The organism is Streptomyces sp. NPDC093225, from assembly GCF_044753805.1.
Classification (GTDB): Bacteria; Actinomycetota; Actinomycetes; order Streptomycetales; family Streptomycetaceae; genus Streptomyces.
This window is the reverse complement of record NZ_JBIVNX010000039.1, coordinates 62,888-75,762: the sequence shown is the minus strand read 5'-3', so window position 1 is coordinate 75,762 and position 12,875 is coordinate 62,888. Positions and strand designations below refer to the sequence as shown.

The 12,875-nt window shown below is 74.6% G+C and carries 8 protein-coding genes; 3 read left to right on the top strand and 5 right to left on the bottom strand.

The window, feature by feature from the left end; all coding sequences use genetic code 11:
* Positions 1-231: 231 nt before the first annotated feature.
* Complete coding sequence (locus ACIQCH_RS28690) at positions 232-1,218, bottom strand: TauD/TfdA dioxygenase family protein (protein WP_402585542.1); 987 nt, start codon at positions 1,216-1,218, stop codon at positions 232-234.
* A 463-nt stretch (positions 1,219-1,681) separates the two neighbouring features.
* On the opposite strand from ACIQCH_RS28690, the gene ACIQCH_RS28685 reads away from it, so the two are divergent.
* Positions 1,682-2,938 carry an ROK family protein gene (locus ACIQCH_RS28685; RefSeq protein WP_402585540.1) on the top strand — a complete coding sequence of 419 codons (1,257 nt, stop codon included), beginning with the start codon at positions 1,682-1,684 and terminating at the stop codon, positions 2,936-2,938.
* Between the two features lie 172 nt (positions 2,939-3,110).
* On the opposite strand, the gene ACIQCH_RS28680 is transcribed toward ACIQCH_RS28685, so the two are convergent.
* Entirely contained in the window at positions 3,111-4,493 is a 1,383-nt protein-coding gene (locus ACIQCH_RS28680) for a glutamate decarboxylase (protein ID WP_402585538.1), read from the bottom strand.
* 167 nt (positions 4,494-4,660) lie between these two features.
* Positions 4,661-5,080 carry a YjbQ family protein gene (locus tag ACIQCH_RS28675; protein WP_402585536.1) on the bottom strand — a complete coding sequence of 140 codons (420 nt, stop codon included), beginning with the start codon at positions 5,078-5,080 and terminating at the stop codon, positions 4,661-4,663.
* 192 nt (positions 5,081-5,272) lie between these two features.
* Here ACIQCH_RS28675 and ACIQCH_RS28670 point away from each other — a divergent pair, with 192 nt between their 5' ends.
* Complete coding sequence (locus tag ACIQCH_RS28670; RefSeq protein ID WP_402585550.1) at positions 5,273-6,340, top strand: NAD(P)-binding domain-containing protein; 1,068 nt, start codon at positions 5,273-5,275, stop codon at positions 6,338-6,340.
* Positions 6,341-6,357: 17 nt separating this feature from the next.
* Here ACIQCH_RS28670 and mltG read toward each other — a convergent pair whose 3' ends face one another.
* Both mltG and ACIQCH_RS28660 read right to left on the bottom strand, forming a co-directional pair.
* Positions 6,358-7,293, bottom strand: coding sequence for an endolytic transglycosylase MltG (mltG, locus tag ACIQCH_RS28665; protein ID WP_402585534.1), 936 nt, complete (start codon positions 7,291-7,293; stop codon positions 6,358-6,360).
* Between the two features lie 488 nt (positions 7,294-7,781).
* On the bottom strand, positions 7,782-9,620 hold the full coding sequence (locus ACIQCH_RS28660) for an ABC transporter ATP-binding protein (protein ID WP_402585532.1): 1,839 nt from the start codon (positions 9,618-9,620) through the stop codon (positions 7,782-7,784).
* 262 nt (positions 9,621-9,882) lie between these two features.
* Here ACIQCH_RS28660 and ACIQCH_RS28655 point away from each other — a divergent pair, with 262 nt between their 5' ends.
* Complete coding sequence (locus ACIQCH_RS28655; RefSeq protein WP_402585530.1) at positions 9,883-12,822, top strand: FAD-binding and (Fe-S)-binding domain-containing protein; 2,940 nt, start codon at positions 9,883-9,885, stop codon at positions 12,820-12,822.
* The last annotated feature ends 53 nt before the right edge of the window (positions 12,823-12,875 follow it).

Here is a 12,875-nt window from a genome sequence, read left to right as displayed (position 1 = left end):
GCTGGTCCGGAGGCAGGCCCGGGCCGAGGGGGGCCGCAGGCCCGGGCGAAGCCCCGAAGCCCTCGGGGTGGGCCTGCCGCAGGGCCTGCAGGCCACCCCTGTCAAGCGCCGAGGGGACCCACACACCACGGGGCCCCCGACACCCCCCGACCCGGTCCGCCGCAGCGGGCTCGGGCAGCGAAGCCGACACCCAGCCCTCAAGAGCCGGCAGCCGACACCCAAACCTCAACCTCAAGCAGCCGCAGCCGGGGCCGAAGCCCCCGAGCCCGAAGTCCCCGACGGCAGGCCGAACGGCGGCTCGGGCACGGCGGCGGGCTCCAGCAGGCGGGAGTGCACGCCGTCCACCCCGACCGGCACGTCACCGTCGACGGTCACCCGGCGCAGCTTGCGGTCGTGCGCGTCGGAGTCGTCGACGCCGTAGTGCTGGGTGGCGCGGTTGTCCCAGATGGCCACGTCACCGGGCTGCCACTGCCAGCGGACGGTGTTCTCGGGGAGCTCGACGTGGGCCTGGAACAGATCGAGCAGGGCCCGGGAGTCGCGCCCGGTGAGTCCGGCGATGCGCTGGACGAAGTTGCCCAGGAGCAGGGTCCGCTCCCCCGTCTCGGGGTGCACCCGGACGACCGGGTGCTCGGTGCGGTAGACCGTGGACGTGAACACCTCGCGGTACTGCGCGAGGAGCTCGGGAGCCGCGCCGGGCTTGAGCGCCGCGTAGTCGTACTCGTTGGTGTGCACCGCGCGCAGGCCGTCGGCGAGGGCGCGCAGCGGCCCGGGAAGGTTCGCGTACGCGGTGGCGGTGTTGGCCCACAGGGTGTCGCCGCCGTACGGGGGGATGGTCACGGCCCGCAGGATCGAGAACGCGGGGTAGGCGGGGACGAACGTGACGTCGGTGTGCCACTGGTTGGCGCGGGCGCCGTGGTCGGAGTCGATGCCGAGGGAGTAACGGCCGTCGGCGGCGGGGACGGTGGGGTGCGCGACGGGGGTGCCGAGCAGCCCGGCGAAGCCCTCGTGGGCCCCCTCGTCGAGGTGGTGCTGGCCGCGGAAGAAGACGACCTTGTGCTCGAGGAGCGCGGCGCGGACGGCGGCGACGGCGGCCGCGTCGAGGTCCGGGCCGAGCTTGACGCCGTCGACGACGGCGCCGATCCGGCCGCCCAGCTTCGTGACGGTCGGGGCCGCGGAGCCGGGGTCCACGGAGGCGGAGTCGGGGGTTGCGGAGGTCATGGCGGGCGCCTTTCGGAATTCTTTTCGCTGCGGAAGGAATGCAGGTGCGACACTTCCCGGAACCGGCAGAACCAGTAGGCCCAGCAGAACCAGCAGAACCAGCAGAACGGACGGAACCAGCAAGAACGAGCAGAACCAGCAGAACGAGCAGGGACCGGAGAGGGAAAACGAGCAGGGACCGGAGGAGGAAGATGTCGGAGAGGATGGCCGAAACCGCGGTGGCCATGGCCGGGAGCGTGTCAGCGCCGAACAGGGCGGTCAAGGCCGGTCGGTTGACGCGCAACAATCGACGACCGCCCTCGTGCCGGACCGCTCCACAAAGCCCGTACACCCACTCTGACCTGCAATGTCTGCGAGTGACGGGCAGGCGCCCGATGTCGGTCCCGACCCCCGTCCGACGGCTTCCGGCCAACCCGGGAATTCACGCCGACGCAACAACGCGCAACACGGCGGGAGGAAATCCGTGACACTCGGCCACGACCGGCCCGGCGCCCCCGCGGCCGGCGACGGCCGGCGCGAGGCGAACGCGGCCACCGTGCTGCGCACCGTGCTCGCCGAGGGCCCGGTCGCGCGCGGGGCGATCGCCCGCAGCTGCGGGCTGAGCCCGGCGGCCGTCTCGCGCCAGTGCACCGAGCTCCTCCGGCTCGGCCTGGTGCGGGAGTTGCCCGAGCTGGCCACCCCGGCCGGGGTGGGTCGCCCGCAGATGCCGCTCGACCTCCACACCGGCGAGCTGGGCGGACCCGTCGCCGGCGCACTCCACATCGGCGTGCCCGGCTCCACGGTCGGAGTGGTGGACCTGCGGGGACGCGTGCTGGAGCGCCGCGTGGTCTGGCACGAGGACCTGCCCCCGGACCGCATCCCCGCCCGGGTCGCCGACGAACTCCTGCTGCTGCTGCGCGAGTCGGCGCGCGAGCGGCCGCTGCTCGGCGTCGGCGCTGCCGTCGGCCGTTGGGTGCGGCCCGCCGACGGCGTGGTGGTCCGGCACGACGCCCTGGGCTGGTACGACCGCCCGCTCGCGGCCGAGTTGGAGGAGCGACTGGGGCTGCCGGTGCGCCTCGACAACCACGCCCGCGCGGTGGCCCAGTCGGAGATCCTCTTCGGCCGCCCGGGGGCCCGGCGCAGTCTGGTGCACCTGTTCGTCGGCAACGTCGTGGACGCCGCCTTCGGCACGGCCGGGGTGATCCACCAGGGGCCGGGGGCGGGTGCGGGCGAGGTCGCCCACCTGCCGGTTCCGGGATCGGACACCGCCTGCGCGTGCGGCCGTACGGGCTGTCTGGGCGCCACCGCCTCCGACACCGCCGTCGCGGCCGAGGCCGTCCGGCGCGGCATCGTCGACGCGCCCCGGATGGCCGCGGTGCTGGCCGCCGCCGCTGCGGGGCACGACGGGGCCGCGGACCTGCTGCGGGAGCGGGCCCGGGCGGTGGGCCGCGCGGTGGCACTGCTGCTGGACGTGTTCAACCCGGACCTGGTCGTGGTCACCGAGCAGTCGAGCCTGGCCGACCCCGACTACCTCGCCGAGATCCGCAGCTCGGCCCTCGAGCACTCCCGGGTCTGCGACGACCCGGACCGCATCGTCTCCCCGCACGCGGGCCCGGACGTGCTCGCGGCCGCCTCCGCCACCGTCCTCCTCCACCCCCTCTTCGCCGCCCCCACCCGCACCACCCCCTTCACGGGCCCCGTCCCGACGCGGGCCGCCCCCGAGCCGGCGGGGACGACCTGACGACGCACGCACGGACAACCCACACACGGACAACCCACGCACGGACGCACCCACGCACGCACGGACAACGCACGGCCCGCCGTCGCACCTCCAACGGTGCGACAGCGGGCCGCGCGAACACCACACGCCGGAGGCCGCGCGGAGCCGGGCCCCGCGCGGCCCGCGCGCCCGGTCAGTGGTGGAAGCTCGGCCGCGGCGTGGCCGCGCGACCCGGCCCGGCGAGGAGGTGTTTGACGGCCGCGTCGAGGTCGTCGGTGAGCAGGGCGATCTTGTCGGGGGTGATGCCGTGGCGGATCAGGACGCGCTGGATGACGGTCTCGTCGCGGGCGGGCGGCAGCGGGTAGGCGGGCACCTGCCAGCCGCGCAGCCGGAGCCGTTCGGTGAGCTCGTAGAGCGTGAAGGGCGCGTTCTCGGGGTCGGTGAGCGTCCACGAGACGGCGGGCAACCCGCCCTCGCCGTCGTACAGCAACGTGAAGGGGCCCATCTCGGAGATGGCCTGGCCGAGGGCGCGCGCGGTGGCGCCGGCCGCCTCGTACACGTGCCGGAAGCCGGCCCGGCCCAGCCGGAGCAGGATGTAGTACTGGGCGATGACGGAGCCGCCGGGGCGCGAGAAGTTGAGGGCGAACGTGGGCATGTCGCCGCCCAGGTAGCTGACCTTGAACACCAGCTCGTCGGGGAGGTGTTCGGGAGAGCGCCAGATCACCCAGCCGACGCCGAGCGGGGCCATGCCGTACTTGTGGCCCGAGGTGTTGATGGAGACCACGCGGGGCACCCGGAAGTCCCAGGCGAGGTCGGGCTGGATGAAGGGCGCGACGAAGCCGCCGCTGGCGGCGTCGATGTGCAGGGGGACGTCGATGCCCGTGTCCTCCTGGATGGCGTCGAGTTCGTCGGCCATGGCCTGCACCGGCTCGTAGTCGCAGGTGTACGTGACGCCGAGGATGGCGACGACGCCGATGGTGTTCTCGTCGACGTACTCGCGCAGCTGGTGCGGGCGCAGGCCGGTGGCGTCGGGTTCCAGCGGGATCTGGCGCAGCTCGACGTCGAAGTAGCGGGCGAACTTCTCCCAGCAGACCTGCACCGGGCCGCACACGAGGTTGGGCCGGTCGGTCGGCTTGCCCGCGGCGCGCATGCGCTCGCGCCAACGCCACTTGAGGGCCATGCCGCCGAGCATGGCGGCCTCGCTGGAGCCGGTGGTGGAGCAGCCCGTGGCGTTGGAGCCGGCCGGGGCGTGCCAGAGGTCGGAGAGGATCTGCACGCAGCGGGACTCGATCTCCGCGGTCTGCGGGTACTCGTCCTTGTCGATCATGTTCTTGCTCAGGCCGGCGTCCATGAGCAGGTGGACCTCGGGGTCGCTCCACGTGGTGCAGAAGGTGGCCAGGTTCTGCGCCGCGTTCCCGTCGAGCTCCAGCTCGTCCTGGATCAGGGTCCGGATCGCGCGCGGGTCGGAGCTGTTGTCGGGCATGCGGTTCTTCGGCAGCGCCTCGGCGGTCACGGGCATCGCGTAGAGGTCCGCGAAGGCCTCCTGGGCTTCCCGTCGGGTCTCGTGCAGGGCCATCGCGACTCCTCGATTCGACTCGCCCTCGGACGACCCTCCGATCCTCCCCGACCCGCCCCGGGGCCGCGCTCCGCCTTGACCCGAACGGGTGAACGGGGGACGGGAGGACGGGGGACTGGGGGACTGGGGGACTGGTGGCCGGATGAACCGGCGGGCCGTCCGCGAGCTCAGCCGAGGAAGGAGAGCCGGACCTGGCGGTCGGGGTTGTCCTTGTTCGTGTCGACCAGGCAGACCGACTGCCAGGTCCCGAGGGAGAGGCGGCCGCCGACGACGGGGAGGGTGGCGTGCGGGGGCACGATGGCCGGCAGCACGTGGTCACGGCCGTGGCCCGGCGAGCCGTGGCGGTGGCGCCAGCGGTCGTCGGCGGGAAGCAGGTCGCGCAGGGCGGCCAGCAGGTCGTCGTCGCTGCCGGCGCCGGTCTCCAGGACGGCGACGCCGGCGGTGGCGTGCGGGACGAAGACGTTGAGCAGGCCGTCGCGGCCGGCGGCGGCCTCGACCAGGAAGTCCTCGCAGGCGGCGGTCAGGTCGGTGACGGTCTCGGTGCGGCCGGTGCGGATGTCGAGGATCCGGGTGGTGAAGGGGGACATGGGGTCATTGTGGTGCAGGGGTGGTCGGGGGCAGTCGGGAACGGTCGGTCGGGGGGCGGGAAGATCCGCCGCGCAGGACACGTTAGGTGAACCGTGAACAATCTTGGTGAGCTGGCCGCCCTGGGTGCGGGTCCGGGTCCGCGTCCGGACCCGGGCGCGGGTGCGGGTGCGGGTGCGGGTGCTGTCACACACGTGGACGTCGTCGTCATCGGTGCCGGGCAGGCGGGGCTGTCGAGTGCCTACCACCTGCGCCGGACCGGTTCCGTGCCCGGCCGTGACTTCGTCGTGCTGGACCACGCGCCGCGCCCCGGCGGGGCGTGGCAGTTCCGCTGGCCCACCCTCACGTACGGCAGGGTGCACGGCATGCACGCGCTGCCGGGCATGGAGCTGACCGGTGCCGATCCCGACCGCCCGTCCTCAGCGGTGATCGGCGAGTACTTCGCGCGGTACGAGGAGGCCTTCGACCTCGGCGTGCTGCGCCCGGTCGACGTGCGTGCCGTGCGCGAGGGCGACGGCGGGCGACTGCGCGTCGAGACCTCCGCAGGCGTCTTCTCGGCGCGGGCGCTGATCAACGCGACCGGCACGTGGGACCGGCCGTTCTGGCCCCGCTACCCGGGACAGGACGTGTTCCGGGGGCGTCAGCTGCACACTGCGAACTACCCCGGGCCCGAGGCCTTCGCCGGCCGGCGCGTCATCGTGGTGGGCGGCGGCACCTCCGCGGTGCAGCACCTGTTGGAGATCGCCGGGGTCGCGGCGGAGACGACCTGGGTGACGCGGCGCCCGCCGGTGTTCCGCGACGGGCCGTTCGGCGAGGCCGAGGGGCGGGCGGCCGTGGCACTGGTGGACGAGCGGGTACGACGGGGGCTGCCGCCACAGAGCGTGGTGTCGGTGACCGGACTGCCGCTCAACGAGGCCGTCCGGCGCGGCCTGGAGGGCGGGGTGCTGGCGCGCCGGCCCATGTTCGAGCGCCTCACCGACACCGGCGCGCAGTGGGCCGACGGAACGGCCGTCGAGGCGGACGTGGTCCTGTGGGCCACCGGCTTCCGCGCCGCCGTCGATCACCTCGCCCCGCTGCACCTGCGCGAGCCCGGCGGCGGCATCCGCGTCGAGGACACCCGGGCGGTCCGGGACGAGCGGGTCCACCTGGTCGGGTACGGACCCTCGGCGAGCACCATCGGCGCCAACCGGGCCGGGCGCGCCGCGGTCGCCGCGATCGGGCGGCTGCTGGCCCGCGAGCCGGCGGGCGTGGCCGCGGGCTGAACCGGGCGGGCACCGCGTCAGCGGGCGGGCGGGGTCCCGGCCGCCGTGCTGCGGCGGGCGTTGAAGTCGGCCACGTGTCGCCGGTGCTCCTCGTAGGTCGCACTGAAGCGGGTGTCACCGGGGCCGACCGTGACGAAGAACAGCCAGTTCCCGGCGGTCGGGGCGACCGCCGCACGCAGGGCCGCCAGGCCCGGGCTGCCGATGGGGGTCGGCGGCAGCCCCCGCCTTTCGTAGGTGTTGAACGGGCTGTCGATCCGGGTGTCCGCGAGGGTGGTGTCGACGGTGTGGCGGCGCAGGGCGTAGTTGAGGGTCGAGTCCATCTGGAGCGGCATGGATCGGGCCAGCCGGTTGTGCACCACGCGCGCCACCTTCCCCATGTCGGCGGGGGTCTCGGCCTCCGCCTCCACGATGCTGGCCAGCGTCGCCGTCTGGTACGGGGTCATGCCGTGGGCCCGGGCCGCGGCGGCCAGCGGGGCGGCGGCGAGGTTCCGGTTGGCGGTGTCGACCATGTACGCGAGCAGGGACGCCGGGGTGCTCTTCGAGGTCACCGGGTACGTCGCCGGGAACAGGTAGCCCTCGGGGTTGCCCCTGGCCTCGGGCGGCAGCGCCAGGTGCGCGGACGGCACGGCGGACCGGGCGGTGCCGGGCGGGACGCCGAGGGCCTCGTCGACGGCGGCGTACACCTGGACCGCCCGCCAGCCCTCGGGGATCAGGAGCCTGCGGGGCTGCTCGGGCGGCTCGGCGTCCGGGAGCAGGGTGACCACGAGCACGCAACCGGTGGCCAGGACCAGCCCGAGGATGACGGCGAGGCGGCCCCGGCGGGTGAGCCGGGCCCGACGGCGCGGCGGTCTGCCCCACGGGCGGTACGTGCCCGGCGAGCGCGGGGACGGCTGGTACGACGGGTACGAGGAGTGCGAGGAGTGCGAGGAGTGCGGACTGCGGCGGCGGCGCATGCGGGCACGCTAACCCTGCGATCGTCTGATTTCCGGCATATCGCACCGGAGCGTCCCGGCCGTCCCACGGTCGGGGGGCTCCTCTTGTCGGGGGGCTCCTCTTGCCGGGGCCTTCCGTGGGCGGGGGCGGCCGGGGGGGGAGGCGGGGGCCATACCGGGCGGCGGCGCGGGGCGTGTGGCGCGGGGCGTGTGGCGCGGGGCGTGTGGCGCGGGGCGTGTGGCGCGGGGCGTGTGGCGCGGGGCGGCCGTCCCGTGGTGTGTGGGTCCCCTCGGCGCTTGACCCGGTAGGGCCTGCAGGCCCTGCGGCAGGCCCACCCCTGGGGCTTCGGGGCCTTCGGCCCTGGCCTTCGGCCACCCCAGGCCCGGGCCTGCCTCCGGACCAGCCTGCCCTACCACCTCAAGCGCCTCCCCCACACACCACGGGACGGCCTGACGGGGCTTCGAGACGTTGGCCCGCTGGGCCCGGCGTTCTGGACGGGGTGGCCTCCTCAGCCCGGCGTCGGGGCCAGTTCCGCGTCGCGGCGGACCAGGTCGGCGTAGCGGCCGTCGGCCGCCAGCAGTTGCTCGTGGGTGCCGCGCTCGACGATCCGGCCGCCGTCGAGGACGACGATCTCGTCGGCGTCCCGCACCGTGGAGAGGCGGTGCGCGATGGTGATCGTCGTACGGCCCCGGGACAGCGCGTCGATGGCCTGCTGCACCGCGTGCTCGGTGCGGGTGTCGAGCGCGCTGGTGGCCTCGTCGAGGATCAGCACCGGCGGGTTGCGCAGGATCGTCCGGGCGATGGCCAGCCGCTGCTTCTCGCCGCCCGAGAACCGGTAGCCGCGCTCCCCCACCAGGGTGTCGTACCCGTCCGGCAGGGACGCGATGTGGTCGTGGATCTGCGCGGCCCGGGCGGCCTCCGCCAGTTCCTCGTCGGTGGCGTCGGGCTTGGCGAACCGCAGGTTCTCCGCGACCGACGCGTGGAAGAGGTACGTCTCCTGGGACACCACGCCGACGGCCCGGGCGAGCGAGTCGAAGTCCAGGTCGCGGACGTCGACCCCGTCGAGGGTGACCCGGCCGGCCGTGACGTCGTACAGCCGCGGGACGAGGTAGCTGAGGGTGCTCTTGCCCGAGCCGGTGGGGCCGACCACCGCGAGCGAACCGCCCGCCGGGACGGTGACGTCGATGCCGGACAGGGTCGGGTCGCCGCCGCGCGGGCCCTCGTAGGCGAACTCCACGCCCTCGAAGCGGACCTCGCCCCCGGCCTGGGCGATCCGGACCGGCTCGGCCGGTTCGGTGATGTCCACGGGCAGGTCGAGGTACTCGAAGATGCGCGCGAACAGGGCCAGGGAGGTCTGCATCTGCACGCCCGTCGACAGCAGGCTCACCGCGGGCCGGAACAGCCCCTGCTGGAGGCTGACGAAGGCGACCAGGGTGCCGAGCGACAGCGCGGGCGCGCCCGACTGGAGGGACAGTCCGGCGGCCCAGTAGATCAGGGCGGGCATGGCGGCCATGACGATGCCGATGGTGGCCATCCGCCAGCGTCCGGCCATGCTGGACCGCACTTCGAGGGCCACCAGCTGCTCGGACTCCTCGGCGAAGGAGCGGGTCAGCGAGTCGGCGCGGCCCATGGTGCGGCCGAGCAGGATGCCGCTGACGGACAGCGACTCGGTGACGGTAGCGGCCATGGCGGCCATCTGCTTCTGCCGCTGCGTGGTGATCTTCTTGCGTTCGCGGCCGACCCGGCGGCTGATCCACACGAACACCGGCAGCAGGAGCAGCGAGACCAGGGTGAGCCGCCAGTCGAGGGCCAGCATCGCGACGACCGCGGCGACCACCGCGGTCAGGTTCGAGACCAGCGAGGTCGCGGTGGAGGTGACCGTGGCCTGCATGCCGCCGATGTCGTTGGCGATGCGGGACTGCACCTCGCCGGTGCGGGTGCGGGTGAAGAAGGCCAGGGGCATCCGCTGGAGCTGCGCGTAGACGCCGGTGCGCAGGTCGTGCATGACCCGCTGGCCGACGGTCGTGGAGATCAGCGTCTGCAGCACGCCGAAGACGCTGCCGACCACGGCGGTCGCGATCATGCCGAGGGCGAGCAGGCTGAGCAGGCCGGTGCGGCCCTGCGGGATCGCGGTGTCGAGGATCTCGCGGAGCAGGAACGGCGAGGCCACCCCGACCAGTGACGAGGCGCCGACCAGCAGGCCGACCAGCGCCAGCCGGCCGCGGTACAGACGGAACAGGCGCAGGATGCGGCGCAGCTCGCGCGGCGGTTCGGCGGGCGCCGACCGGCCGGGGTCGAGCGGCTGGGCGGCGGGGGTCCAGGCGGGTGGCTGCTCGTGCGGGTGCATGGGCTCCTTCAGCGGTCGGCGCGCGTCGTCCGCCGGTCGGGGTCGACGCCGTGTCGACGGTACCCGCAGGTACCGACAGCGCCCAGCGCGTTCGCGGTGCGCGGACCGGGCCGCGCCCCGCGGGCACCGTGCGCCACGCGGAGCTCCCGCCGCAACGGGCGAAAGGGCCCGCCGGGCGGGATGCTGGCCCCGGGACGGTGTGGAGGGCCGCGAGGCCACGGAGGCGACGGGCCGCGAGGCCCCGAAGGTGAGGGGCCGCACGATGCCGCTGCTGGAGCCGAAGCCGGGGGCCCTGCGCCCCCGTAAGATCACCGGCCCGTCCCCGGACCGGGTGCCGGAGCACCTGGCGTCCGGCACCCCGCGTCGGCTGCGCGAGGACCTGATCGCGCTGCTGGGCGCGGAGAAGGTCCTGTGGAAGGTGTCCGACCTGGTGCGGTACGCCTCCGACGCCTCGCCGTACCGGTTCGTGCCCCAGGTGGTCGTGGTGGCCGAGGACGTCGACGACGTCTCCGCGGTGCTCTCGTACGCGCACGGGCAGCAGCGCGAGGTGGTCTTCCGGGCCGCGGGGACCTCCCTCAACGGACAGGCCCAGGGCGAGGACATCCTGGTCGACGTACGCCGCCACTGGTCCGGCGTCGAGGTCCTGGACGGGGGGCGGCGGGCCCGGATCCGGCCCGGCACCACCGTCGCCCGGGCCAACGCCGCGCTCGCCCGCCACGGGCGGATCCTGGGCCCGGACCCGGCCAGCGCGATCGCGTGCACCCTCGGCGGGGTCGTGGCCAACAACGCCTCGGGCATGACCGCGGGGACGACGCGGAACTCGTACCGCACCCTGTCCTCGCTCACCTTCGTCCTGCCGACCGGAACCGTGGTCGACACCGCGGACCCGCTCGCGGACGAGGAGCTGGCCCGGGCGGAGCCGGCGCTGTGCGCCGGGCTGATGGCGGTCAAGCGGGAGATCGAGGCGGAACCGGGGCTGGCGGCCCGGATCCGCGCCAAGTTCGAGATCAAGAACACCAACGGCTACCGGCTCGACGCCTACCTCGACGGGACCACCCCGGTCGAGATCCTGCGGGGGCTGATGGTCGGCTCCGAGGGCACCTTCGGCTTCATCGCCGAGACCGTGTTCGACACCGTGGCGCTGGACCGGGAGGTGTGCACGGGCCTGCTGTTCTTCCCCTCGTTGCCCGCCGCTGCCGCCGCGGTGCCGGCGTTCAACGCCGCGGGCGCGCTCGCGGTCGAGCTGATGGACGGCAACACCCTGCGCGCCTGTGCGCGGGTGCCGGGCGTCCCCGCCGACTGGGCGCAGCTGCCGAAGGACACCACCGCCCTGCTGGTCGAGTTCCGCGCCCCCGACGCGGCCGGGCGGGACGCGTACGGGGCGAGGGCGGCCGAGGTGGCGGCCGGGCTGGAGCTGGTCGCCCCGGTCCCCTCCGTGACCAACGCCTTCGTCTCCGACGCGGCGACGGTCGCCGGGTACTGGAAGGCCCGCCGGGCGTTCGTGACGGCCGTCGGCGGCGCCCGCGCCCCGGGTACGACGCTCATCACGGAGGACTTCGCCGTACCGCCGGCGCGGCTGGCGGAGGCGTGCGGGGCCCTGTTGGCGCTGCAGGCGGAGCACGGCTTCGACGCGGCGGTGGCGGGCCACGCGGCCCACGGCAACCTGCACTTCCTGCTCGCCTTCGACGCCGCGGAGCCGGCCGACGTGGCACGGTACGCGGCCTTCATGGACGCCTTCTGCCGGCTGGTCGTGGAGCGGTTCGACGGCTCGCTCAAGGCGGAGCACGCCACCGGCCGCAACATCGCGCCGTTCCTGGAGCTGGAGTGGGGGCCGCGGGCCACCGGGCTCATGTGGCGCACCAAGCAGCTCGTCGACCCGGACGGCGTGCTCGCCCCGCGCATCGTGCTCGACCGCGACCCGGACGCCCACCTGCGGGGCCTGAAGACCATTCCGAAGGTCGAGGCGATCGGCGACCCCTGCATCGAGTGCGGGTTCTGCGAACCGACGTGCCCCAGCAAGGACCTGACGACCACTCCGCGCCAGCGCATCGTGCTGCGCCGCGAGATGCTGCGGCAGAGTCCCGGCTCGCCGGTGTTGGACGAACTGCTCCTGGCGTACGGGTACGACGCCGTGGACACCTGCGCGGGTGACTCCACCTGTGCCCTGGCCTGCCCGGTGGGCATCGACACCGGCGCGCTGATGCGGGAGTTCCGGGGCCGCCGGCACGGCCCCGGCGAGGAGCGGGCCGCGGAGCTGGCCGCCCGGAACTTCGCCGTCGTGGAGCGGGCGGCCCGGCTCGCCGTGGCGGCCGCCGGCACGGTCGCGGAACGGGTCGGGGACGCCCCGCTGCGGATGGTGACGGGGGCCGCGCGCAAGGCCGTACGACCCGACCTGGTCCCCGAGTGGCTGCCCGAGGTCCCGGCGGCCGCCGCGCGGCGGCTGCCGCCGTCGGCGCCCCGGGCCCGGGCCGCGGCCGTGTACTACCCCGCCTGCGTCAACCGCGTCTTCGGCGGACCGGCGGACGCCCACGACCTGTCCCTCCCCGAGGCCGTGGTGGCCGTCTCGGCGCGGGCGGGGAAGCCCGTGTGGATCCCGAAGGACGCCCCCGGCACCTGCTGCGCCACCATCTGGCACTCCAAGGGCTACCTCGACGGCAACCGCGTGATGGCCAACCGGATCGTGGAGGCCGCCTGGGGCTGGACGGCCGGCGGGAAGCTGCCGTTGGTGGTGGACGCGTCGTCCTGCACGCTGGGGATCGCGCGCGAGGTGGTGCCGTTCCTGACCGACGACAACAAGGAACTGCACGCGGAACTGACCGTGCTCGACTCGGTGGTGTGGGCCGCCGACCACCTGCTGCCGCACCTCGACGTGTACCGCACCGTCGGCTCCGCGGTCCTGCACCCGACCTGCGCGACGCGGCGTCTCGGCGACGAGGAGCAGCTGGTGGCCGTGGCCCGGGCGTGTGCCGAGGAGGTGGTCGTGCCGGCCGACGCGGGGTGCTGCGCCTTCGCGGGCGACCGGGGCATGCTGCACCCGGAGCTGACGGCCGCCGCGACGGAGAAGGAGGCGGCGGAGGTCACCGCCCGGCCGTACGACGCCCACCTGTCGGCGAACCGCATGTGCGAGGTGGGCATGGACCGGGCCACCGGGCGCCGCTACGAGTCGGTGCTGCTGCAGCTGGAGCGCGCCACCCGGCCCTGACCGCAAACCCGGCCCGCGGAGGTCCTCGCGGCGCGGAAAATCGATTGCCCCCG

Excerpts from the sequence above, each read along its gene's own strand:
- ACIQCH_RS28675 (WP_402585536.1), bottom strand. The coding sequence starts at position 5,080 with ATGTCCCCCTTCACCACCCGGATCCTCGACATCCGCACCGGCCGCACC.
- ACIQCH_RS28690 (WP_402585542.1), bottom strand. The coding sequence starts at position 1,218 with ATGACCTCCGCAACCCCCGACTCCGCCTCCGTGGACCCCGGCTCCGCG.
- mltG (WP_402585534.1), bottom strand. The coding sequence starts at position 7,293 with ATGCGCCGCCGCCGCAGTCCGCACTCCTCGCACTCCTCGCACTCCTCG.
- ACIQCH_RS28655 (WP_402585530.1), top strand. The coding sequence starts at position 9,883 with ATGCCGCTGCTGGAGCCGAAGCCGGGGGCCCTGCGCCCCCGTAAGATC.
- ACIQCH_RS28660 (WP_402585532.1), bottom strand. The coding sequence starts at position 9,620 with ATGCACCCGCACGAGCAGCCACCCGCCTGGACCCCCGCCGCCCAGCCG.
- ACIQCH_RS28680 (WP_402585538.1), bottom strand. The coding sequence starts at position 4,493 with ATGGCCCTGCACGAGACCCGACGGGAAGCCCAGGAGGCCTTCGCGGAC.